26 protein-coding genes and 1 pseudogene are annotated in these 21,986 nt (G+C 58.3%); 15 read left to right on the plus strand and 12 right to left on the minus strand.

The window, feature by feature from the left end; translation table 11 throughout:
- Window positions 1–6 precede the first annotated feature (6 nt).
- Together NL528_RS18590 and NL528_RS18595 are read left to right on the plus strand one after the other, a co-directional pair.
- On the plus strand, window positions 7–1,365 hold the full coding sequence (locus NL528_RS18590) for a pilus assembly protein TadG-related protein (protein WP_309184139.1): 1,359 nt from the start codon (window positions 7–9) through the stop codon (window positions 1,363–1,365).
- Between the two features lie 71 nt (window positions 1,366–1,436).
- A complete protein-coding gene (locus tag NL528_RS18595) occupies window positions 1,437–1,778 on the plus strand; it encodes a pilus assembly protein (protein ID WP_309184964.1) in 342 nt (113 codons plus the stop codon).
- 321 nt (window positions 1,779–2,099) lie between these two features.
- On the opposite strand, the gene NL528_RS18600 is transcribed toward NL528_RS18595, so the two are convergent.
- Window positions 2,100–2,387 carry a DUF5658 family protein gene (locus NL528_RS18600; RefSeq protein WP_309184140.1) on the minus strand — a complete coding sequence of 96 codons (288 nt, stop codon included), beginning with the start codon at window positions 2,385–2,387 and terminating at the stop codon, window positions 2,100–2,102.
- Window positions 2,388–3,230: 843 nt separating this feature from the next.
- On the opposite strand from NL528_RS18600, the gene NL528_RS18605 reads away from it, so the two are divergent.
- From NL528_RS18605 to NL528_RS18620, 4 genes are all read left to right on the plus strand, one after another.
- Window positions 3,231–4,886, plus strand: coding sequence for a type II and III secretion system protein family protein (locus tag NL528_RS18605; protein ID WP_309184141.1), 1,656 nt, complete (start codon window positions 3,231–3,233; stop codon window positions 4,884–4,886).
- An 81-nt stretch (window positions 4,887–4,967) separates the two neighbouring features.
- Window positions 4,968–5,291: a hypothetical protein gene (locus NL528_RS18610; RefSeq protein ID WP_309184142.1), complete on the plus strand. Its 324-nt coding sequence runs from the start codon at window positions 4,968–4,970 to the stop codon at window positions 5,289–5,291.
- Window positions 5,292–5,684: 393 nt separating this feature from the next.
- Window positions 5,685–6,233 (plus strand): tetratricopeptide repeat protein, encoded by a 549-nt coding sequence (locus tag NL528_RS18615; protein WP_309184143.1) that lies wholly within the window; start codon window positions 5,685–5,687, stop codon window positions 6,231–6,233.
- Between the two features lie 136 nt (window positions 6,234–6,369).
- Complete coding sequence (locus NL528_RS18620) at window positions 6,370–6,972, plus strand: hypothetical protein (RefSeq protein ID WP_309184144.1); 603 nt, start codon at window positions 6,370–6,372, stop codon at window positions 6,970–6,972.
- Here the strand turns inward: NL528_RS18620 and NL528_RS47125 are convergent.
- Window positions 6,894–7,078, minus strand: a pseudogene (locus tag NL528_RS47125) (transposase); the annotation flags it as partial. The gene NL528_RS18620 and the pseudogene NL528_RS47125 overlap by 79 nt on opposite strands.
- Before the next feature lie 165 nt (window positions 7,079–7,243).
- On the opposite strand from NL528_RS47125, the gene NL528_RS18630 reads away from it, so the two are divergent.
- Window positions 7,244–7,597 carry a hypothetical protein gene (locus tag NL528_RS18630; protein WP_309184145.1) on the plus strand — a complete coding sequence of 118 codons (354 nt, stop codon included), beginning with the start codon at window positions 7,244–7,246 and terminating at the stop codon, window positions 7,595–7,597.
- A 591-nt stretch (window positions 7,598–8,188) separates the two neighbouring features.
- On the opposite strand, the gene NL528_RS18635 is transcribed toward NL528_RS18630, so the two are convergent.
- The 4 genes from NL528_RS18635 to NL528_RS18650 all read right to left on the minus strand — a co-directional run bounded on the left by NL528_RS18635 (window position 8,189) and on the right by NL528_RS18650 (window position 10,109).
- Window positions 8,189–8,557 carry a hypothetical protein gene (locus tag NL528_RS18635; protein WP_309184146.1) on the minus strand — a complete coding sequence of 123 codons (369 nt, stop codon included), beginning with the start codon at window positions 8,555–8,557 and terminating at the stop codon, window positions 8,189–8,191.
- Window positions 8,558–8,610: 53 nt separating this feature from the next.
- Window positions 8,611–8,817: a J domain-containing protein gene (locus NL528_RS18640; RefSeq protein ID WP_309184147.1), complete on the minus strand. Its 207-nt coding sequence runs from the start codon at window positions 8,815–8,817 to the stop codon at window positions 8,611–8,613.
- Between the two features lie 26 nt (window positions 8,818–8,843).
- Window positions 8,844–9,038: a hypothetical protein gene (locus tag NL528_RS18645; RefSeq protein ID WP_309184148.1), complete on the minus strand. Its 195-nt coding sequence runs from the start codon at window positions 9,036–9,038 to the stop codon at window positions 8,844–8,846.
- A gap of 645 nt (window positions 9,039–9,683) precedes the next feature.
- On the minus strand, window positions 9,684–10,109 hold the full coding sequence (locus NL528_RS18650) for a hypothetical protein (protein WP_309184149.1): 426 nt from the start codon (window positions 10,107–10,109) through the stop codon (window positions 9,684–9,686).
- Window positions 10,110–11,182: 1,073 nt separating this feature from the next.
- On the opposite strand from NL528_RS18650, the gene NL528_RS18655 reads away from it, so the two are divergent.
- Both NL528_RS18655 and NL528_RS18660 read left to right on the plus strand, forming a co-directional pair.
- Window positions 11,183–11,410, plus strand: a complete 228-nt coding sequence (locus NL528_RS18655; protein ID WP_309184150.1) for a hypothetical protein — start codon at window positions 11,183–11,185, stop codon at window positions 11,408–11,410.
- A 498-nt stretch (window positions 11,411–11,908) separates the two neighbouring features.
- Window positions 11,909–12,103, plus strand: a complete 195-nt coding sequence (locus NL528_RS18660; protein WP_309184151.1) for a hypothetical protein — start codon at window positions 11,909–11,911, stop codon at window positions 12,101–12,103.
- A 298-nt stretch (window positions 12,104–12,401) separates the two neighbouring features.
- Here NL528_RS18660 and NL528_RS18665 read toward each other — a convergent pair.
- Window positions 12,402–13,240 (minus strand): IS5 family transposase gene (locus NL528_RS18665; RefSeq protein ID WP_309176895.1). Its coding sequence is split into 2 segments (ribosomal slippage): window positions 12,402–12,856 and window positions 12,856–13,240, totalling 840 coding nucleotides; the frame shifts between segments, so codons are not numbered across the junction.
- Between the two features lie 269 nt (window positions 13,241–13,509).
- Between NL528_RS18665 and NL528_RS18670 the strand changes: the two genes are divergently transcribed.
- Window positions 13,510–13,749 (plus strand): hypothetical protein, encoded by a 240-nt coding sequence (locus NL528_RS18670; RefSeq protein ID WP_309184152.1) that lies wholly within the window; start codon window positions 13,510–13,512, stop codon window positions 13,747–13,749.
- Window positions 13,750–14,431: 682 nt separating this feature from the next.
- Window positions 14,432–14,962: a hypothetical protein gene (locus NL528_RS18675; RefSeq protein ID WP_309184153.1), complete on the plus strand. Its 531-nt coding sequence runs from the start codon at window positions 14,432–14,434 to the stop codon at window positions 14,960–14,962.
- A 211-nt stretch (window positions 14,963–15,173) separates the two neighbouring features.
- On the opposite strand, the gene NL528_RS18680 is transcribed toward NL528_RS18675, so the two are convergent.
- Window positions 15,174–15,323 (minus strand): hypothetical protein, encoded by a 150-nt coding sequence (locus tag NL528_RS18680; RefSeq protein WP_309184154.1) that lies wholly within the window; start codon window positions 15,321–15,323, stop codon window positions 15,174–15,176.
- A 66-nt stretch (window positions 15,324–15,389) separates the two neighbouring features.
- Here NL528_RS18680 and NL528_RS18685 point away from each other — a divergent pair, with 66 nt between their 5' ends.
- Both NL528_RS18685 and NL528_RS18690 read left to right on the plus strand, forming a co-directional pair.
- Window positions 15,390–15,671 carry a hypothetical protein gene (locus NL528_RS18685; protein WP_309184155.1) on the plus strand — a complete coding sequence of 94 codons (282 nt, stop codon included), beginning with the start codon at window positions 15,390–15,392 and terminating at the stop codon, window positions 15,669–15,671.
- 491 nt (window positions 15,672–16,162) lie between these two features.
- Complete coding sequence (locus NL528_RS18690; protein WP_309184156.1) at window positions 16,163–17,023, plus strand: hypothetical protein; 861 nt, start codon at window positions 16,163–16,165, stop codon at window positions 17,021–17,023.
- A gap of 150 nt (window positions 17,024–17,173) precedes the next feature.
- Here the strand turns inward: NL528_RS18690 and NL528_RS18695 are convergent, their stop codons facing one another.
- Complete coding sequence (locus NL528_RS18695) at window positions 17,174–17,746, minus strand: hypothetical protein (RefSeq protein WP_309184157.1); 573 nt, start codon at window positions 17,744–17,746, stop codon at window positions 17,174–17,176.
- A gap of 437 nt (window positions 17,747–18,183) precedes the next feature.
- Here NL528_RS18695 and NL528_RS18700 point away from each other — a divergent pair, with 437 nt between their 5' ends.
- Window positions 18,184–18,426 carry a hypothetical protein gene (locus tag NL528_RS18700; protein WP_309184158.1) on the plus strand — a complete coding sequence of 81 codons (243 nt, stop codon included), beginning with the start codon at window positions 18,184–18,186 and terminating at the stop codon, window positions 18,424–18,426.
- 172 nt (window positions 18,427–18,598) lie between these two features.
- Window positions 18,599–19,558, plus strand: a complete 960-nt coding sequence (gene dusA / locus NL528_RS18705; protein WP_309184965.1) for a tRNA dihydrouridine(20/20a) synthase DusA — start codon at window positions 18,599–18,601, stop codon at window positions 19,556–19,558.
- Here the strand turns inward: dusA and NL528_RS18710 are convergent.
- Genes NL528_RS18710 through NL528_RS18720 form a run of 3 tightly spaced genes read right to left on the minus strand, consistent with a single transcriptional unit; the run spans window position 19,520 to window position 21,953 of the window.
- A complete protein-coding gene (locus NL528_RS18710; RefSeq protein ID WP_309184159.1) occupies window positions 19,520–20,074 on the minus strand; it encodes a TIGR02281 family clan AA aspartic protease in 555 nt (184 codons plus the stop codon). The genes dusA and NL528_RS18710 overlap by 39 nt on opposite strands.
- Before the next feature lie 28 nt (window positions 20,075–20,102).
- Entirely contained in the window at window positions 20,103–20,306 is a 204-nt protein-coding gene (locus NL528_RS18715; RefSeq protein WP_309184160.1) for a DUF1289 domain-containing protein, read from the minus strand.
- 45 nt (window positions 20,307–20,351) lie between these two features.
- Window positions 20,352–21,953 (minus strand): HAMP domain-containing sensor histidine kinase, encoded by a 1,602-nt coding sequence (locus tag NL528_RS18720; RefSeq protein WP_309184161.1) that lies wholly within the window; start codon window positions 21,951–21,953, stop codon window positions 20,352–20,354.
- Window positions 21,954–21,986: the final 33 nt, after the last annotated feature.

Below are 21,986 nucleotides of genomic sequence, written 5' to 3' on the forward strand. Positions count from 1 at the left end.
TTTCCAATGCGTAAACTGCTCCGTTGCCGCCGAGGTTCAGTCGCATTCGCCACCGTCGTCGCCTTAGTGCCGCTGATTGGAGCGGTTGCCCTCGGGGCCGAGGCCGGATCGTGGTACGTCACCAAGCAACACGCACAGAATGCCGCTGATGCGGCAGCGTATGCGGGCGCGTTGCGCTTGGCGTGCTCTCTTGATCCATCGTGCGTTGATGCAAATTCGGTGGACTATCGTGGCAAGGAGTTTGCAGCGCGGAACGCATTCTGCAACGCGGGCGATATCTCGTATCTTGGCTCCAAGTGTGCGACTAGCCTTCCGAGTGGAACCTCGCAGACCGTCCAGCTCGCTTTGCTGACTTCTTGGAACGGGACCCCCGGAAATTTCGTTCAGGCCACTGTTAGCCAACAACAGCAGGCGCAGCTCGCAGCAGTGCTTGGTTTTTCCACGGTCAACATACCCGCGACAGCCGTTGCCAGCGTTATAGTGCCAACGATCCTTCCTTGCGTTCTAGCGGAATCCGGTGCGATTAGCTTCCAGGACGCTTCTGTCAACATCAACGCCCCAAACTGTGGACTCGCATCAAACGGTTCGCCGATCGGCTTTAACTTCAAAACCGGTCTCAATAGCCCACCTGTTGTCGGATCAATGTCGACAGCTGGTGGCTGCAGCGGCAACGCCTCACTCTGTAGCTCTGTCTCGACTTATAATCCAAGGGTGATTGACCCCTTTTCTGCTCTCACGAGCGCGATTGACAATTTGACTCTGACGGCGTGTAAGGGATCAACGTTGCAGCCTTATGCCACCGGCCTATGCGCTAATGACAACACGACGCTTAATAGCGTTACCAGCCTAACTGTCAGTGGCGTCTACTTCTTCTCTGGCGGCCTCTCGCTGGGGGGCAACGGAGGCCTTCGTACTTGCACTGGTTCCGGCGATCCCGACCCTTTATGCGCAGGAAAGGGGATCGTAACAGCGACGATTATCGTGCTGCCGGTTTCAGGCAACAAAACCAGTTTGAAGATGGCTGGCGGTAGTAAATTCAACATCACTGCACCATCAACCGCGCCATCCGCATCCGCGATTCCCAGTCAGCTTTCATCTGTCGCCAATCTTCTGACGAGTATGGCGTTGTTCGATCCTGAACAATCACCACAGACGACTGGAACCTCTACAATGGCAGGTAGTGGTGTGTTTTACCTCCCGAAAGCAGACCCCCTCAATTGGCAGGGTAGTAGCACTGGCCAGGTCAGTACCTGCACCGAAGTCATCGCCGCATCAATCACGCTTGCCGGTACGCCGAATTTCAACAATCAGGGATGCATTGACAAAATAAAACTTAAGAGCCAAATCGTACAATTGGTGCAGTGATGAGAAAGCTCGATCAGCGCGGCGTCGCGGCGTTGGAATTTTGCCTTGTCGCCGTGCCGTTGTTCACATTGATGTTCGTCATTTTCGATCTGGGACGTTATGCAATCACCGCCCAGTCATTGCGGACGCTTGCGAATGCCGGTGCTCGGGCAATGATGATCAATTGCTATACGCCTGCCGTAATAAGTAAGACATCTCCATCGAGCTGCACGAGTGACTACCTTTCGGCCACAGACAAGCAGACCGCTGCCCCTTTCCTATATAGCAATGGTAGTTCCTCGCCGACAGTTAGCACCACTGCGGGAGCCGCTGCACTTACTGTGACGGCGTCTCAACCTGGCTTCGCCATGATAATGCCGGTATGGGGCACGGCCTTGAACGCGCCGAGCGCGTCGACCTCAGTTCCGTTCTAGCAGAGCGAGAGGCTCGGCAATACTCGGTGGTCGAATGACCGTCGGCGCATTGCCCGGATCGTGAGGACGAGCGGTCCTTAGCCCGGATCATAGCCAAAACTTCAAATCCGCGCCAGCGCGCGAGTGCATCGGCCAAATTTTTGAAGCTAGTTCCCGCCTCTTGCAAAAAGTGTCGGCATGGGGGATTTGTAAAGCGGTACGATGACGACGGCGTCCTACTCGCAGGCCTGCCGGGTTTCGGCGTTTTTCGACGTCGAGAAACTGGAGAGAGTCGATGTGCCGCCACGTCTCACTTTTCCGCCCCAGCTCGACGAGATTGGTTCAGTTGATTCCAGAGATAACGACGAGGTTGTTTAGCACGGGCGTTGAGCAAAACGCTACCACCAGACCAATATTGTAAATGTTTTTGCTGCGCGAAAGCAGCAAAGTCATGATGAACGTTCCACCTAGTTTTGGAATAAGCCACCATTCACCGAGCGATGACTGGGCCAGCCGCATGAACGGGTTCAACTCGCCCAAGCCGTGATCCAGAATCACATTCGTGGTCAAGAGATCAGCGCAGCCAAATACAAAGCAAGAGAGCAACAACAGCGCCTTAACCGAACTCATTTTCTTGGACTCCCGGTGCCGAAATGCCGGACTTGGCCATAGATGCCTACGCGCTTCTAGGACTACAAAACTAATTTAGGATTAATTCGAAGCGCCGCCAGAGGTTCCGCCGACCGGCGCTCAGTTCCAAAGTGAACACAGAACGGAGAGTCCGCTCCTAAAATCTAACGGGGCCAGTACCGCCGAATACAGGCCGAATTAGGCTACTTGCAGATTCCAAGACAGGCCGCTCAACGAAAAGCCCGGCCGTGAAGCCGGGCGAGGTCGCGAATATAAACTGGTTAAGCACGTTCCCTTCGTCCTGGGAATCGTCTGGATTACGGTTAAGCGATGGTGGGTCGGCCGCGATTTCCGCGTCGGTAATGGAGACTCTGCCGCGAGTCAGGCTGCCTGGTAGGGCCGGCGAGCGGCCACGTAACCTCAAGGCACTAATGTTATAAAAACGTTGACCGAATGAACCCCAAGATCAATTTCACGTAGTGATTAATCTGACCTTCAGCTATTGGTTGTGATTGTGCGTTGCAGGTCACTCCCGAGCACGCACAGAAGGTGGTGCTCGCTGGCAACATTGGAAAACTTTCTCTGATGTTGCGATAGCCCGGTGAAGTTTGCGCCTTGCAAAACGAGCCGCACGACGGATGATGACCTTGGCGCATTTGCCATGAGGGGCCGAACTGATTCTGTGCCCAAAGCCGGTGCCCGCCGGGATAAGGAAATACGAAGGTAACGATTTATAACGGGACAGATTGTAAGCTCTACGACGCGGGGGGCGAAGGAGAGTTGTCAGGACGCTGAAGGCGTATATTGCGGGGACAGCCGTGTATCGCGGCGAAGGGGATTGGAATGAGTGGCGGTCGCGTTGCGAGCAAGGAAGGACAAAGGCTTCTCGCCTTGAGCGCGATAGCTGTTGGCGCTGCGCTTGCCTTGTTTGGCTCGGCGGACGGCGCGGGTGCGGCAGATCGGCGGGCCTCCTCCAGCGGCGTTTTCGTCGGCGAAATGAGCGACGTCCAGCGCGTCAAGGTGACCATCAACAAGTCACGCACCTTCAGGGTCGATACAGCTTTTTCGACCATTGTCTCGGGCTCGCCCGACATCGCCGAGGTGAGGTCGCTGAGCGATCACGTGATCTACATCCAGGGCAAGCAGACCGGTACCACCAACGTCATCCTGTTCGATAATACGATGAAGCAGATCGGCATCCTCGATGTCGAGGTCGCGATCGATACCGGCAATCTGCAGCAGAACATCCAGTCCTCGACCGGCACCCGCGGCATCCGTGTCACAGCCGCGGAGGGCCAGGTTGTGCTCAGCGGAACGGCCACGGATGCGGTCGCCGCCGAGCGAGCCATGGCGATTGCCACCGGCATCGTCCCGAAGGGCGGCGTCGTGGTTAACGCCATGAATGTGGCGGGGCCGCAGCAAGTCATGCTGGAGGTGCGCTTTCTCGAAGTCACCCGTTCTGCCGGTCGTGACCTGGGTGTCAATCTCTTTGCCGCCAATGCAAACGGCACTAACATCGCTAATACCGGGCCGGGCTCTGTGACCGCCGCCGGTCGATCACCGATTGGTGGTATTAATACCGCCCCTGGTCCCCTCGGTGCTGGGGGGAGTTCTGTCGGTTCTCCTCCAACGGGTAGCCTTCCGGTACTCGGAACAGTGGGGACGCTCTTGGGTGTCGCGGGCAACGCAGCTCCTCCCCCGTTCGGAAGTTTGTTGACCAGCATTATCCGAACCAGCAACGGCGGCTCAGTGGACTTGCTGATCTCCGCATTGGAAACCAAAGGCTTGGTTCGCTCGCTGGCGGAACCGAACCTGATCGCGCTCTCGGGCGACTCTGCGCGGTTTCTGGCCGGTGGCGAGATCCCAGTTCCCAGTGTGCAGCCGGGAAGCGGAAATGGTGTCCCCACCATTACGACCCAATACAAGCCTTTCGGCGTGGAATTAGTGTTCGTTCCCACAGTTCTCTCGCGAGGCACTATCAATTTGAGGATCGAACCTTCGGTAAGCGAACTGGACTTCGCGAATGCGGTGACGATTGCCGGAACTCAAATTCCAGCACTGACTAGTCGGAGCGTAAGAACTACCGTCGAGCTGCGTGACGGCCAGAGCTTTGCGGTTGCCGGCCTGTTGCAGACCCGGAACGTCCAGAATGTCTCGCAGTTGCCCTGGATCGGTTCGGTGCCGGTGCTTGGGACCTTGTTCAGCAGCAAGTCGTACCAGCAGCAGGAGACTGATCTCGTCATCATCGTCACGCCGCGCCTGGTGGCGCCGGCGGCGCCTGGGCAGGTGTTGGCGTCACCGCTAGATTCCCGCCTGCCGGCGAACGACGTCGATTTCTTCCTCAACGGCCAGATGGAGGTGAAAAAGCGCTATAACGACTACGTCAATTCCGGCGGCGACGTCAAGGGGCCTTACGGGCACATCATCGCGCCCGATGTGCGCCTGTCAGAACCGCCGACCGTTGTGACCGACCAGCCCGTTGTCAAGACCCTCAACTGAAGGACGACCGATATGACATGCACGGTGTTACTTGCGGTCTTTACACTCGGGTCTTGCAACGGCTTGGCCGGCAATGACGAAATGGATCGTTATTTCCAGCGTTCAGATACCGTCACCTTAAGTGCCGGCGACGCGAAGCAGGCCAATGCCGTGACCCACACGATCAATCCCTGGCCGAGCTACGTCGGCGATCGCAGGATCGTTGTTGGGGCGGCGAAGACGGGAGGTGCTATTGCGCGTTATCGTAGCGGTACCCAACCACGCGATCCGTTACCTGCGATCGGGTTGGGGGGCCTTCCATTGGGAATTGCGGGCGCAACGGCAGCAACAGTCGACGCAGGTGGTGGCGTCATCTTGGGCGGTGCCGGCGTGAGCGTGGGCGTTGGAGGTGCTGCCGCACGTTAATGAGTTGAGAGACAAAGAAGACAAAGTCAGCCACATGAGCTTCAGATTTAACGAATCGGCGTCGCCACCGGCAGGGACACCGCGCGTTCCCGGCTGGACGGTCGGCAGCGTGACCATTACAGGTAAAGCAGCGTGACCATTACAGGTAAAAATGGTACTACCTCCGAATCTGTATTTACCCGGGCTTTTGGTTGTTTTGCTACCGGTAGTAGTAAAGTTGAGCGCGGCGTTTGGTCATATACTTGAACGCTGGGGTCGGCCGGGCAGGGGAGTTTATCCGGCGTCTTTTTCAATAGGAGCATGTGGCTTACCGGTAACACGTCTCTAACCCCGCTTATGTTATTGTGGGATTGATTTCGAACGGTGCAGTAAGTGGGGCGGGGATAACGGATTATGCGGCGCCTTCTTTTTTTGCTTGCTAGCGCTCTATTGGCCACAGCCTTGGCCGCTTGCGAAACGGTGCAAGAACCTACAGTGCGAGACGCTGCTGTCGTTGCGCCCGTTGCTCCAGCCGGTCCAGACCCTGTGCAGGAGCCGACCGACGTCAAATACTACCCCTCAGACGAGCCGGTCCGGATGGGATTGGAGCAATTCAACCGCGGCAGCTACGGGATCGCCCAGCGCTATTTCAAGGACGCTGTCGAGAAATCGCCGAAGGATGTCACCGCCTGGATCGGGCTCGCGGCGAGCTATGATCGGCTGCGGCGCTTTGACCTCGCTGACCAAGCCTATGGGCAAGCGATCCGGCTCGGCGGCGTAACCGTGCAAGTCCTGAATGACCAGGGATATTCATATATGCTGCGCGGCAATCTGAGTGCAGCGCGCCGGAAGTTTGAGAAGGCCTATTCGCTTGATCCGACTAACCCTGTTATTGCCAATAATCTTCAGCTTCTCAATGGCAGCCGACGGTTCATTGAAAGGCCGGCCGAAAATCAGCCATAAACTACCCGTGATCGGTTGATTTTTATCGATAAAGGCTGCGTGATCGTTGGATTTTTATTAATAAAGGCTAGAAGGTGCCCCTTGCGCCGGGGAACCCTTAAGACAAGTTAAACATTTCTGACGTTAGGCTTGTCGCATGAACCGTCTTTTCAAACTGCAATTCCTGGGACCACTCGCGCTTTTTGCAGCCACGCTTTGCGCCGAATTGGCGGCGCGTGCCCTTCAATATTTCCCCAGCTCCGAGCTTCTCTGGTTCATCAACCTCAGGATGTTCGGCCTCTTTCAGCGAAGCCACGCATTATTGAGCGAGATCGTTCCGATTGATGGGTTTCAGTTCTTCGGGCTTGCGCTTCCGATCTTCCTGCTGGCCTGCTTGGGGCTCGCAGCCAAGCGGAGGCTCTCGTTCACGATCGCAACTCACTTGAGCGCAGTCTATGCGGGCTTTTTGGTCCTCTCCTGGCAGGTTGGCGTACCCACAATTACGCAGGCATCGCTGGTACCCGTTGCGGTCCCGTCGGGTCCTGGGCTGTACGTGATGGCGACCATTTTAGGGACTTGCCTGCTGTCCTTTGCGATCACGCACCTGCTCTATTTCTATGCCGTACTGGAGGAAATTGGAGCTCTGCTGTGTATCTTACTAAAAACGGCACAGCGGCTTCGCGGATCAAGCGCTGCGCAGACCGATTCCACCGCGTCGGCCATGGTCGAGAGCCCGATCGGCACCTCCTCCAGAGCGTAACGTTCGGCCTGACGGTTCAGGGGCAGATGCTGACCGAACTTCTCGAACATGATCGTCGCCGGCGGGCTTGGTCAGCCCGGCCTCTTGCAACGGTATGGAATGGTGCCAGCGCCTAGCGAAGTCACGTCGAATGCCCGGGCTGCCTTCGTTTCGTGATTCGGGTCCGCTGCTCCGGCTTTCGAAGGTCCGTGGTGCCATCTCCGGTCATCGGGAGCGAAGGACCCAGCGCTGCGTCACCCTCAGCCACACCGCTTGCAGAGACGGCAAGTGGGTGGGTCTCGATCCACAGCCTCTGGGCAATGTCGGTCGGCTCGATGCCCGTCGTCGCCCACCAGTCGACTTCCTTACCCGCGCGGTGCAGTTCGCGATGATCGGTGAATTCGTCACTGACCTTTTGTCCGAGACCGCGGGATTGCGCAAAGCGCAGGTGATGCGGGTCGCAGGGCTGCTGTCATTCGGCCTGCAATTGACCCACAACTTAGCGGTGACGCGGGCTATGTCGGGCTCAAAATTGGTTGCTTATGAACTCCTCCAGCCAAGAATGGCAGAACGTCTCGCCGATGTGGGGTCCTTATTTGGGCTCCGTCCGGCGGAACGTGGTTCGAAGGAAGCCCGGCCTGGTTAGCCGCCGGGCTTTCTCCCGTCCCGCATTGAGCGCGGACCGAAATGGGGGTCTGCGTAAACCTAGCCGAACGACAATCTTACCGTCTCGGACAAACTTAGTGACGGTCCAATCAATCGAAACAACGTGTTCAGCGTCTTTCATCCCCATGGCGACCAGCTTCTGACGGGAAAATTTGATGCTGTAATCCGGGGCTGTCCAACTCAAGCCATTCAGCATACGTTTCGATGCGCCGCGGTAGCGTCCAGCGGGCATGATGATGCCCAGCTCCAATTCAACTGGATCCGCGGCCGTCAGGATGACGGTTCTTGTTTCTACCTCCTGGCGCATTTTGATTGCCTCCCCCGAGACAAGGGCTTCCTGTATTCGCCGACTAAGGTAAAGGCAGTATCATTCGCGTCTGTTTTCACCGACATCGATTGCCCGTGCATCTTTTCGCATTCTCCGCCTTTTGAACACGAACCTTCGCAGGCGCCTCAGTTTCTTCCAAAAGGCCTTCATTTCGGAGCCTTCACTGACGACAAGGTGGCGGATGGTCTCGCAGGGTAGCGATAATTGAGCGAATAGAAAAGGGGCGGCCTTTCGTAACGCAGATCAGGCGCGTAGTGGCTCGTCATCGAGCGGGGGAACGTCATTCGTGTCGTAGAGACCAGCCCGATACGGCGGAAGTTTCGGTCTTGCCTCTGCATACCCGACGAGCAATCCGCTGATATCGCCGAACAAGACCCACTCTAACGAACCGCCATGCCGGTAAATGAAGTCCATGAAGTGCTCTTGACGTGCAGGGTTGTGGGGCCCGCCCGCAACCCTGCTCTGGCAATATCGGATCGCGCTTTCAGCCGCTAACGGGTTCACGTTGATCTGTTCACCGATTACCTTGGTCGCAAACTGGAAGAGCAGAAGCGCTAACCTAGCTTCGATGGCAGGCCAGTCGTATTGGCATGCTTCGCAGTCCTCAGTCATGAATCTGGCCTGCCGCGACCAACTTTGCGCGCACGTTCAATTGATTGTTGTGCTCAAGATCGTATTGCGCGTTTGACCGGATCTCTGAGCGTATTGTGCGCTTCCAACATTACGTCGAAGCGCGAACGATCGCCGGTATCCCGATTGTCGGGATGGTAGAGCTGAGCAAAATAGCGAAACATCCGCTCGATAGTTCCCGAATTGGCATTCGGGCTGATTTCTAGAAGTTCGTAACAGTCGATGAACTCAGCGGCTGCCATCGTATTCGCCCTCAACCTGATCTCTGTTATCGCTCGGGCCCATTGCCCTGGCTAGCGAACTGCAGGTCTATTGGCGTTGTCGCGGCGCGCGCAGGCGGCGGGTTCACGTCGTATCGTGCTGCGAGATTAAGGAGGCGGTTCTTGATGAAAGGGTCGATGGCTTGATCGGCGAGATCGCGCACGACCCTGGCGCGCTGCTTCTTAAATTCATCGGTCAACATGACTGTCCCCAACGCAATAAAGACGGAATGCAATGGAGGTGAGTATAGCGCTCCCGGCTTCTCGCGGAAGTCTCAAATGTAGAAGGAGGGACCTTTAAGCCTGCTTGTTAACCTACGCTGTTGCCGCTCGCCGGCCGATGTGGTTCCATCGGGCAATCCTGTATGTCTTAGCTTTCCTTCCCGTTGGCGTGACGTCCGGGTTTGGATCGCCGGCGTTCAATGCCCGCAGCGTTCCGACCCGCGCACGTAAGAGAAAGTCCCGCCCCATCCAGTAGCGTAATCGAGGGCTGGGTTTCTGACGCCAATGCATAGCCAGGACGAAAGCGTCGCGGTCAATGGCTGGCAACGAACCTGAGCGTCGCGGGTGTCGATAGGTCGGCGGGAGAATCGGTGTGAGTGATATCCGTATTTCTACGGGTGCGAATGTACACGATTTCGACTCACAGAACAGTTGGACTCTCAGTGGGACTGTTGATTCAGAGCTTAAAGCAAATGACTTCCATGACCGCACTCGCCCATCCGCCGGAAAGCGTCCGCATTCGCAATTGCGAAGATTGCGGGGATCAGATGCAACACTTGGGCGACTTGCGACGTACGTAAGGCTAATTGGGCGTGCGCGCAGACGTTTCGCAGGGCTGCTGCCGGTCAGCGTGCGATACAAACCGCTCCCTCAGGGCGATGACGCAAGCATTCGCCGATCGTCCAGAATCGCCGAGTTATTCGGCCGCTCTCGGAAAGGTCTGTGTGCGGGATCGACGAAGGATCGGCGTCGAGCACCTGGTCAAGACATCGGTTCAAGCGGCCATAACTATCATGGGCAACTTCCAAGCACCGGCCCTGTATGTCGGCCGGTACATATTGCCATTTTTGACTGACCAGCGGGATCGCGCCTTCGTCTTCATGCTGACATGTTGAGATGAAGGCGCTGCGGTTTTCCGGTTCAACTTGCTCTCTGTCCGCAGCGAAGTTGCAGTAAAGCTCAAATTTTAGGTCTGGCACAGCATCGGTCGAATGAGCAGCGGCGATATTCCCGAGTGCCAGGACAGTCCCTGCGAGCAGCACGAACCTCATCTGCCTATTTCTCCAGTCTGGGCACGATCCTGATGTCGGTTCGCATACCCGCCCAAACCATTAAATTCTGTTTTAGAGTGGGCCTATTTCGGCCCTGCGGGAGCGGGGCCCCCGCCTCTCAGCACTTCTGTTCATTCAATCGAGTGAGATTTTTTATTTCGTAGGTCTCTTTTAAGACGGCTATCTGCTCGTCAAATCTGTTGATCCGTCGAAGAGCGTTGACGCGATTGGCTCCCGGCGGCAGTTTGAGGGCGCTCGCCCTTAACTCCGCTGCCATTTCCTCTAATTCTTTTAGCTCCTGGCGTCCTCTGCGACATGCCTTAAATCAAGATCGTGTTTTTTCATCCTGGAGGCGGGCTCCCGATGACGTAGTGGGCTGCTGAGCTTTCCATGAGGCTAGATCTCCGGGGAGCAGAACGGGATCGTTTTCGACCTCGTTTTTTGACTGAGCGCCAGCCCAATGACTCCGACCATCACCAACAGGGCTCCGGCAATCATCAATCAATGCGGTAATTCCAACAATGGCATCGCGGTCTCCCCGCCGAGCCTGTGCGACAAGGTATTTCTTCACTTTCAGCCCAGCTCTACAAGAGGCGCCTACGGAGTACCCCGTTAGACCGAGCGTGGGCGCCGCGCGGCATCGAGTACAATTCCCCGCCCTGGGAATTGGCTCGGCGTAGACTGGGATGCCCCTTCCCAGCGAGCGCTTGGAGTGGCGGCCCCGGCATCGCCTCCGCTGGGGCCGTTCTCATTCCACGAGGCGAAGAATCCGGCGCCGGTTCATCCTGTCCAAGGCGCGGATAAAATCGTCACTATCGAGGGCCGCCAATAGTCGCTCGACCGTTTGCGTGGCATCGCGCGGGCCCGGTTCGATGTATTCTCCGAGAATGCGCCTGGCGTCCTCCACAACTAACCAGTCCAGCGGTGGCCCGTTCCCCGGCCAATTCTGAGGGCCACGAAATGATCCTGAAACATAGGAGGTCAATGATCTAGATGTTTTGTAGGAAATAAATTTGCCACTCAGGGGTTTCAGTTCATTGAAGATGATATGTCCTTATCGCGGGGGGTGATCCATGGATTTGAAAGATAGAATTGCCATCGGCGCTCGCTTCAAGATGAATAAGCTTCGAGCCATTCGTTGCCCAAGCCTGGCGGACAAGGTCGGTGTCGTTGTCGGCGTGAGCCGCCATACCACCGGTATCACCGTGCTGTTCGATGGCGACAGAAGACCGACCTGCTTGCACAGGGACTATATATCTTCAACATCTGAACAGCGCCAAGACCCGCCCCAGCGAGCATAATCGCTAGGCGAGTGTGGGCGCCGCCTAAGGGGTACCCAATCAGACCCAGCTCTGGGCGGGGCAGCCGCCGTGATAATTTTCCGCAACCAGAATAAAAATACGACGCTTCCGGGTTTCGGCCCCCCAGCCCCTGCTAGAATCCGGAAGCATTGGAATGGCGGCCCCGGCGTGTTTTGCGTCCGGGGCCGTTCTAAGGCCCCACCGGGTTGACGCTGGCGGGCCTAGCGTAGGAACGATTCTCCGGCCGGGGAGCGGATTGCGCAGAGCGTTCGGCAGCGCCGTAATCGACGGCCATGAGCACCAAAAAGCGTGAGGTAATCTGGGGCGGCGCGATCAAGTTAGCGGGCCTGTCACAAACCAGTGGCATATTTCGTGCAAGGTTTTCCTCGCTGGGATTTCAGGGCCCAGACTGGAATGCGTGGCGGGCGCCGCCGAGCGAACATACTCCGCTCGCGCGGCGTCAGCATCCTCTCATGACCGGAGGCGGGGCGCGGGGGCATGTTCGACGCCGAAACGACTGCACTACTCAGGGCCGTGCTCGAGGAGGTGTGCGAGAATATTTCCGTCTATGAGTCCGGTGCCAGAACGCACGTTGCCTCCAAGATCCTCGAAGCCGCGGCAAACGGTCAACTATACCGGTTGGCTCTCGCCCACCAATCCGCTTCTTTGCCGGCGCGGTGCAGCTCGCGATGATGCGCCCGGCAAAGCGGCACAGTGAACTCATCGCTGACCTTCAGGCCGAGGCCGCGTGATTGTGCAAAGCGCAAATGATGAGCATCGCACGGTTGGCGGCCACAGCGGCCCCAGAGTGACCCGGTGAAGAAGGGCTCGGCTCTTTGGACCGGGGAGGGGTATCCAACTCGTCCAATTTAGCCCGGAAGGCGTCCTCCACCAGCTTCGCGTCAGCGGCGACCAGGGTGTTCTTGGTCGGTAGGCGGCGATAGGCCCACCTATCCGGTCGTCTCCCGGGGTAAGAGTCTGTCCGGAAAGATCATGTTGGATTGCATAGCTTTCTCAGCATGAGCCTGATCGACGCGAGACGTAGGAATGCGAGGCCTCGGCGGTTGAGATTTTCCCAATCCTTGGCCAGGCGCCTGCATCGTCCAAGCCACGCGAACGTGCGCTCGACGACCCATCGCTTGGGCAAGACGATGAAGCCCTTCGCGTGATCGGATCGCTTGACGATTTCGACATTTACTTGCGCCATTATTTTTGCCATAGCGCGGCGAAACAAGGGGCCTTGATAGCCACCATCGGCGTAGAGCCTCAGCAGGAATGGATAAAGACCGAATAGCGTCGCCATGACGAGTTCGCCGCCATCGCGATCCTGAATGTCGGCGGCGTGCACGATGGCGTGGATCAGCAGGCCTTGCGTATCGACGAGAATGTGGCGCTTCTTGCCCTTGATCTTTTTTCCCGCATCGTAACCCGGCGGATCGATCGAAGACCCCCTTTTTCAGCGCTTTTGACGCTCTGGCTGTCGATGACGGCGGCGGTGGGACTGGCTTCCCGGCCAAGCGCTTCGCGACATTTCACATAGAGCATGTGATGGATGCGATCGAGCGTGCCATCCCAGCTCCACAGATCGAAATATCCATGGATGGTCGAACGCGGCGGCAGGTCTTTCGGAATGGCCCGCCACTGGCAACCTGTCGACAGAATATACATGAGGCCGTTCACCACCTCGCGCATGATCACCGTGCGCTTGTCGCCGCCGCGCTTGGCGGGCGGGATCAGCGGCTCAACAAGCGCCCATTCGTCATCAGTCAGATCGCTGGGATAGCGCAAGAAGCTACGATCATAACGAGCGCGGTTGTTCGTCGTCCACATGGGCGGCTCCTACGAATCAGGCCACCACCCTTGAATCACAAATGATCCATCCGATTCAACAGCGCACCGACGCCGACCAGTTCAACGTTGCCGCCGGGCTGGTCCTGCCATTAAGGTTTTCAAAGGGGTCCACTCGGATGGCGCAAATTTGTGCACGCCATGCGACGGGGTAACGGGTACGCTTCTGCCGATATTTTAATTCAAGTTTTTGCTGGCGGGCTAGTTTGCGTGCGATCCTACTCATCTTGGGGATATGGCTGCTGATCAACGTGCTGTTCGTCGTGGTCATGGCGCCCCCGCGCAAGCCGCGAACTCCCCCGCCGTCATCCGGAGCAGATCTCTCGCCGGCACCAATCCACAAGAACGCCCATCCCTTCGATCAGGACGAGCCCCTTTCACTTCGCCACCTGATTATTTCGGTCGCGATGGGCGCGTTTTTCGTCTTGGCGCCGCCGCTAATTGAAGCATTGGATTCGATCAAGCGGCTTCTAAAAAAAGCGTCCGACTAAGCGAAGCGGCTCCAGAATCGAGATTGACCGGCTGCGGCCGCTTGGCGGCAATTGCGGGTGATCTAGCTGTCACGCAGCAAGCTGGGAGACCTGCCCACCAATGACGGATAGGAAACTGGCGCCGCAGTCGGCACCAAGCAGACTGATACAACACAGGGGGACCGTCATCATGGTCGCAAAAAACGGCAGAACGAAGCCAATGTATTCGCTAGGTCACAGGTTGGCGACGATGTTCTGGGTTCGCATCCACGCGGTGGCATTATAGGCGACCGCCGTGAGGCGCTCCGGCTATCTCCCCGTGAAATCCAGACTTCAACCTGCGCTGCTTACGCGCCAGCGCACCGAGCAACCATCCGAGTTACCGCGTCGGAGGCAAGCGCATCCTTGAGGCCATGCGCCTAGCCGGGGTGCCTGAGGGCTAATGTCCGCAACAGGTCCAAAGGGGGACCTCGCCGCGATGGTCTCGCATTGAATTCCAAGTATTCTTTGCACGCCCCAAGGGCAGACGTAAAATTTCGATCTGGTCCCCCATATGGAGGCAGCATGACACGTTGGATCGCGACTGTCGTCGCAGTATTGCTGGCGAGTTTTCCGGGCGTCGTGAGCGCGCAGGTGAACTGCGACGCGATACCTCACGGACCGGCGCGCACCGACTGCTACCTCGGCCTAAGGCAGTTCTACCGTGGACAATCGGATCTTGCCGCTGCCAGAGCGCGCGCGCAATCAGACGCCGCGTGGTACCGGGCAATTATCGGAACAGACCCTCCAAAACATACACCGCATCGGCGACGATAATAGTTTGGACAGTGTTTGCAGGAAAACGAGGAAGTTGACTGTGCGGTTGTCTAAAATCGCTGCTTTCGCGCTTATCGTTGGAGCAACAAGCTCAATGTCCGTGTCTCAAGCGCTGGCCGCTTCTGACTGTCCAAAATCAGTAGAACTAGCGGATTGGGGTGAGAATGCGACCGGCGACATTAGCGTTGCGTCTGGGGGAAGTTGCCTATTTCCGATCAGGATGCCCGGCACGGTGAGTAGCTCCGACATTTTCCAAAAGCCGGTACATGGCAAGTTGAAAAAGCTCAATGTAACTACTTACGAATACAAGGCGAAGGCTAGATATAAGGGAAGCGATACTTTTGCCATCAAAGCAACGGGTCAGGGGCCGACGGCTTCTGGCACGACGGTAATTACTGTACACGCGACGATCAAATAGCGTTCCTCGCGTGTTGGCTGCGATTTGTCGGAAAACCCATTGAAGAACCTAGTGAAAGCGTCTGACTTCCAGACTCGTGTAAGCGCGTGGCAAACCCATTTTCCCTGCCTGGCCAGCGAAGTTGCCTGCTGGCGGACATAAAATTCCCTGCAAGCATGGCTGGGCTCGCCGGCTGGAATGCTGGAATTTCAACCACTGGCCGCCTTCGTCCCTAACAAGGCGTCGGAGCGTCGGAAGCAGTCAGGGTGTTCTTGGTCGGCAGGCAGCGATGGGCCCAGCGATCGAGATCCTCGCCCACGGTCGGCCCAGCCAGCTCGATCAGGAGCTGCTCGCGGACGCCGGCGGAAGCTACCGCATCCAAGGACGGCTTCGCTGGGGGAGGGCTTTGCTTTCGTCGGGCCGTGCCTGCGGGAACGGATGCTGCCGCATGTCCATTGGTTTTGCCGGGTCCATGACCGTTCGCAGCCGGTACCGGTGCGTCGGCAGTCAGCGCCGGCAGGTCCGGCGCATCGAGATCATCCTCGCCGGCAATTCCAACCAAAGTGAACAGCGCATAGCGCCGGGGAGGGCGGCGCCCATCCGATGCGGGGCATTGGTCTCGCTGACCGGGCATACCGGCCAGTCCGACGAGATCCATTCGCCGGACGAATGCGCAAGCGTCATGGTGAGCCGAATCAACCGCGCTGCATCGTCAATCGCCGTGGTCTGAATGGTCGCAATCTCGTGCTGGCCGAGACACTTGCGCACCAAATCTAATCCACTGGCTAAGGAGGCATAGCGAAAGCTGCGGTCGGCCTCGCGAGGAAACGGGGACTGGATGCCCATCATCTGCGGTTCACCCAGTCGCGGGGGATGGGCCTCAAGGTCAGCGACGAATTCATGGTGCCTTTGTGCAGAGCCCACCACAGGGACAATCACAACTATGGAGACGAAGTCGCCTGGTGGGAGAGACGGGCTATCGATCCCGTCGCAACGGCGCGCACCCTCTGGACCTCGACGCGGCGGATCGAACGAGACAGAAAAAAAGAAATCTGTGGACGAGCGTGTGCAATCCGCGCCCGCCTCCTTTACCAACAAGGTAGATACAGATCGGAAACTTTCAGCATGAGCCAATCGCGAGATACCTGCTCTGCCGTCAGTCAAGAGCCGAAGGCAAAGCGGCCATCCAACACCCCCTCTTCAGACTAAAGATCACGGCGCGTGGCTGCATCGCTTGGCGCTTCATGGAAGGTGACTATGCAAGGAAAAACTGCGGTGACGTCAGTCAAGCGATATCGTAAGCCCAATGCTCTCAAACATGGAGGGTTCTCCGGCGGCGAGCTCCTCCCTTGGGAAGATCCGAGCGAATTCGAAGAATTGCGCCGTAGTTTGATGGAAGAGCATCAACCAGAAGGTCCGTTGCAGGCGGAATGTGTTAACACCATCGCTTCGTACATCTGGCGTAAGCGCCGGGTACGTGACAAGCGTAACTTCGATACAGCGGCGGCGCTTGAGCGCGTCGAGAATCGCGAGTTGTGGAAACATCCTCCTCCGCTTTTCGACACATCCGAGGAGAGAAGCATCCATGCCCTGCGTGAGATGCTAGGCAGCCCGCGGACAAAGCCGCGTGACGACTATCAGCAGTTACTGCGGTTCAGTGCGAGCCTTTATGGCGACCTTAAGGACAGGTTTTTGGAATTCAACATCGGCATGTTGCCGGACGAGTTCTCCGCTCATCTTCGCGAGAAAGTGCTCAGCCAACATTTCGAATCGACTGCTCATCGGATTGTGGCTGTAAAGAAAGAGGTCGACACCGTTTTGTTGCCCATGGTGCGCAACCGCGCTCCTGATCGCAGCGCCTATTTCGAGACGGCGGCGGCTTTTCTTACCGGTGATCGTGTCATCGAGGATTTAGACGTGGAAGAGCGCCTGGACGCAGGCATCGATCGCGCGCTGAAGCGTTTGTGGCAGCTGAAGATGGCTCGTCAACTTGATCAGTCCCGACAGCCCAAGCTGATCGAAAGCAAGCCATCCAACCAACTTAAAGGACCGGATGATACCGCTCCCAGAACCAAAAAATGATGGTCGTCATATACCAGCGGATTTTATGTTGCAAGCGATGCTTGCAGGAGGCGTGCATGCAACGAACGCGAGTATTTCTGCAAATTGAACCGGCGTAAGTAATTGATTTTGTAGGCTTAGCCTATTTGTAGGCGGGAGGTTTAGCTGACTTCAATACGCCGGCAACACGACGTCTGCCTGGCGACTACCTTTCCTGACGATGATGATCGCTCCGTTTCGGATTGCAAATCTGGCACCAAGCAGTTTTGGTATTTTCTCCGTGAGTGGTGATGGCAGCGGAATCATCGCACCGTCCACGATGTCGCCAACCTTGATGGGGTCTGCTGGAGCGCCTGTCGAAGGAGCCGGCCTGATATACACTTTCACCAGCTGAATTTCCTCGGATGAGAGATTCAATGCGGCTTTCGTTTCCCCGAAACGATTATCTCTCTCGATGGCAGATTTGTCCTTTGCATCCTGCTGCTGTTCAGCCTGCCGTCTTGCCTTCTCGGCTTGATCCAGTTGTGCGACTCGCTCCTTGAGCGGTGCAAGTTCGCGATGAAGCGCGGCGATTTCCGATTTCAACGACCTTATCTGGGTGAGAGCGACCGCCGCGCCGACGCCCGCGACGATCACGATCAGGCTGATCAACGCAAGGACGGCACTTGTACCTTCCCGGACCGGACGTTCGATGCTTACGTAGGGGATGTCTTGCGACAAACTTCGGCGCAACAGGGCCAGCAATGACCGCGCTTTCGTGATCACGAAGGCAAACGGACGGTGGTGCCGGAAATGCGCTTGATCCGGTTTGTGGAGCTTCGCACCAAAGCTTCGCTGCAGGAACGCAGGGGCCTGGTGAAGCGCAAGGCTTCAAAGCCCGGATACGAACGGCGGGTTGAACCCGTCGGAAATCGGTTAGATGTTCCCGTCATTGATTTCTGCGGCAACTGCGGACTCGTTCCTTCAAGGCAAACGCTGGAATCCGACGCTTCGGTTGAAGAGTTCTCGCTTGATCCGGTGATTTACCTGGATTTGCCTCGGTGTCCGGATCAGTCTCCGTTTCGATCTACCTCGCGTCAAGTGCAAATATATTTTGCCGTTCCTGCGGGGAGATCCAATTCCAGGATGTATCTCACGTTCTGTTCAGGTATTTCCCGAGCTGCGCCGACGTTGAAGCGCGGATGATCGCGCGTCCCGCCGCGCGCAACTTTCCACGCGATACGGCCACCGAATCTACGAGCGGAGCATTGCCGGCCCAGGCACCGGCAAAGCGCAGCGATACTTTGCTTCTGACTTGGTCGGCTTTCCAATCGTTTGACGCTAATGAGATTGCAGCAGCCGAGGTCGCAGCCGGCAGCGCGCAGCACGCGGTACTGCACGTGCTTATCCAGTACAGCAATGCACTAAAGGATCGAGAAAATTGACAAGGGCGAGTTACATGAAGTTGCCAGAATTGGTTCAACCAGTTGAAAAGAAAGGAAAATGCTTTAGGTCTATCGCTCCGATCATTTGTCGGCCCAGAAGACGGTTGGACGGACTCGCGTCGCAAAAGTCAATGAAAACAATATGTTAGAAGCTCGTTTTTCTGTCGCTCCGATGATGGACTGGACCGACCGGCACTGCCGGGTGTTCCACCGTCTGATGACGCGGCGGGCGCGGCTTTACACGGAGATGCTGACGACCGGCGCCATTATTCATGGCGATCGCAGCCGGCTGCTCGGCTTCGATCCGAGCGAGCATCCCCTCGCGTTGCAGCTCGGCGGCTCCGAGGCGCGCGATCTCGAAACCGCCGCCAAAATCGGCGAGGATTTCGGCTACGACGAGATCAACCTCAATGTCGGCTGCCCGTCGGACCGGGTGAAGGACGGCCGCTTCGGCGCCTGCCTGATGGCGGAGCCCGCGCTGGTAGCCGCGGGCGTAGCCGCGATGAAGCGCGCTGTGAAAATTCCGGTCACGGTCAAATGCCGGATCGGGATCGACGATCAGGATCCGGAACTGGCGCTGGACGTGCTGGCGCGCGGCGTGGTCGCGGCCGGCGCCGATGCGCTGATCGTGCACGCCCGAAAGGCCTGGCTCAACGGATTGTCGCCGAAGGAAAACCGCGACATCCCGCCGCTCGATTACGACAGGGTGTATCGGCTGAAGGCCGCCATGCCCGGCGTGCCCGTCATCATCAATGGCGGCATCGCAAGCCTCGGCGAGGCGAAGCGGCATCTCGCTTATGTCGATGGCGTGATGCTGGGGCGGGCGGCCTATCAGGAGCCGTGGCGTTTGCTCAACGTCGATCCGGAAGTGTTCGGCGAAGCGGCCCCGCATACGACGATGAAGGACGTCTTCGAGGCCATGATGCCCTACATCGAGGATCAGCTGGCGCGGGGCACGCGGCTGCATTCGATGACGCGGCATTTCGTCGGTGCATTCCACGGCGTGCCCGGCGCCCGCGCATTCCGCCGCCATCTCGCCGAGAACGGCGTCCGCCCTGGCGCCGGCGTCAATGTGCTGCGCGATGCGATCGCGCTAGTCGAAGGCCGCGCGGTCGCGCCGATGGCGGCCTGAGACGTCGGGGTAGCCGTGCAGCATCAGCTTGTCGGCGCGAACGCCCCAGCTTTCCAGCCGGTCGAGAAAACTCATGCCGAGCAGGTTGGTCTTCATCTGCCCGCGCGGCACCACCAGCGCCGGCACAGATTTCTCGACCAGTTGACCGACGGCGAGCCGGTCGAGCGTCAGCCGTGCCGCCTTGGTGTGGCCGCCGGCGGTTTCGACATCGACATCATATTCGAGCATTTCGAGCGGCAGCCCGATGGCCTTCGCGGTCTCCCAGGTCAGCACCACCGAGGTCGCGCCGGTATCGATCACCATCGGTGCGGTGACGCCGTTGATCTTGGCGCGCAGCGCGAATTCGCCGCCCTGTCCGCGCGAGACCTGCACCGCGGGTGCGGACGCGGTGCTGCGCTGGCGCAGCATCTGCGAGACCTGCTGGCTGGCGCGCGCGATCTGTTCCGGGTCGCCATAGGCGACGACGGCGCCGGCGGTGCCGGCGAGCAGGAGGATGACGAGCAGGATGCGGCTCATGGCCTGCCTCCGTTGCTCCGGCTGCCGGTCAGTTGGGCGTTGAACTGGCCGCCATCGGCTCCAGCCCGGCGTCCGCCATCCGTGCCGGCAACATTTCCATCACCGCGAGCCGTTCCGCGCGCTCCATCCGGTGCCAGCGCGCGATCTCCGGAAGCGTGCGTCCGCACCCGAAGCAGAGTTTCGATTTGGGGTCCATCATGCAGACTGCGATACACGGCGTTTCTTTGCTCATGTTGGAAGTGTGAAACGGTTTTACCTGCTTGCGCAAGCGCTCCAGTTACAACCCGGTCCCCGCGCTCATGATCGGTTTGTTGCGCGCCCGCCGCTTGTCGTCGGCGGGAACGGTTACAGTTTCCGGTTGCAGCGGCGGGGCTTCTTCCGCCATCGGCGCCAACGCCGACATCACGCGCTCCGGCGGGAAGGTGACGATGACTTCGGTGCCGATCCGCAGCTTGGATTTCAGCGTAAACGTGCCGCCGTGCATGTCGATCAGGCTTTTGGCGATCGGCAGGCCGAGGCCGGCGCCTTGCTCCGCCGACTTGATCGAATTGGAGCCCTGGCCGAACGAGGCCAGCACGATTGGGATTTCGTCTTCCGCGATGCCGGAGCCGGTATCCTTCACGCTGAGATATTGTCCGCCGGACGCGGTCCAGCCGACCTTCAGCCAGATCTCGCCGCCCTGCGGGGTGAACTTGATCGAGTTGGACAATAGGTTGAGCACGATCTGGCGCGTGGCGCGTTCGTCGCCCCAGATCCGCGGCATGCCCTGCTCGAACACCTCATGGATGGTGATGCCGCGGCTGGTGGCGCGCAGCTTTAGCAGATGATGGCAGTCGGCAACGACGTGCACCAGCGAGACGGCCTCTTCATTGAGCTCGTAGCGTCCGGCCTCGATCCGCGACAGGTCGAGGATTTCATTGATGAGGTTGAGCAGGTGGACGCCGGAATTGTGGATGTCGGCGGAATATTCCTTGTAGACGGGCACGGTGTGCGGGCCAAAAATCTCGCTCTTCATCACTTCGGAGAAGCCGAGGATCGCGTTCAGCGGCGTGCGCAATTCGTGGCTCATCTGCGCCAGAAAACGCGACTTGGCGACGTTGGCGGATTCGGCGCGGTGTCGCGCCTCGTCGGAAATCGCCTTGGCCTGTTCGAGTTCGCCGATCAGCGCGTCCTTTTCGGCGCGCGCCTCCAGCGTCGCCAGCGTCGTCGAATGCAGGCGATGGGCGAGCAGCGCAAAATAGCCTTCGGCGGCGATCGCGAGCAAAGCGAGCACGTAATTGTCGAACGTGCCGCTGAGCACGAAATTCAGCGCAATCGCGGCTGTCACTGGCGCGGTTGCCGCAAGCGCTGCGATCGGGAGCGAGGCCGCGAGCATGCTCGATACTGCGATTACCAGCAGCATCAGGAACATCATCAGCGTGTTGGAGACGATGTCCGATCCCGCCGGATGCATCAGGACCGCGGTCCAGCACAGGCCGTAGAGCAGGTCGAGCAGCACGAATTGCGTGCGCCATTTGCGTGTGGCGGCGAGCGAAGGGGGCTCGGCGAGGAACCTGCGGCAATTGCGAATGATGGCGGCGTGGACGCAGAGCACGCCGATGGTCCAGGCCGCGGCCGGCACCGGCTGCATCCAGACGCCGAACATCACGCCGGTTGCAATCACCAGCAGCATGACGACATAGGATGCCGATATGCGGGTCTGGGCATATTGCCGGAGCAGTTCGGTATCGAAGGCCGGGCGGGTTCCGCTGGTCGACGTTAACCGATCGCGGGCCTCACGCACCCGCTGGGCTGCGGCGCGGCGGGTGTTAACCGGCGCGGCGACCTGAGGCTCGGCCGGAAGCTGGACAACTTCAGGCTTTTCTGCGGGTTTACTCATCAAACAACACAAGTCCTGCCCGCGAAGAGCGCG

This window comes from Bradyrhizobium sp. Ash2021 (assembly GCF_031202265.1).
Lineage (GTDB): Bacteria > Pseudomonadota > Alphaproteobacteria > Rhizobiales > Xanthobacteraceae > Bradyrhizobium.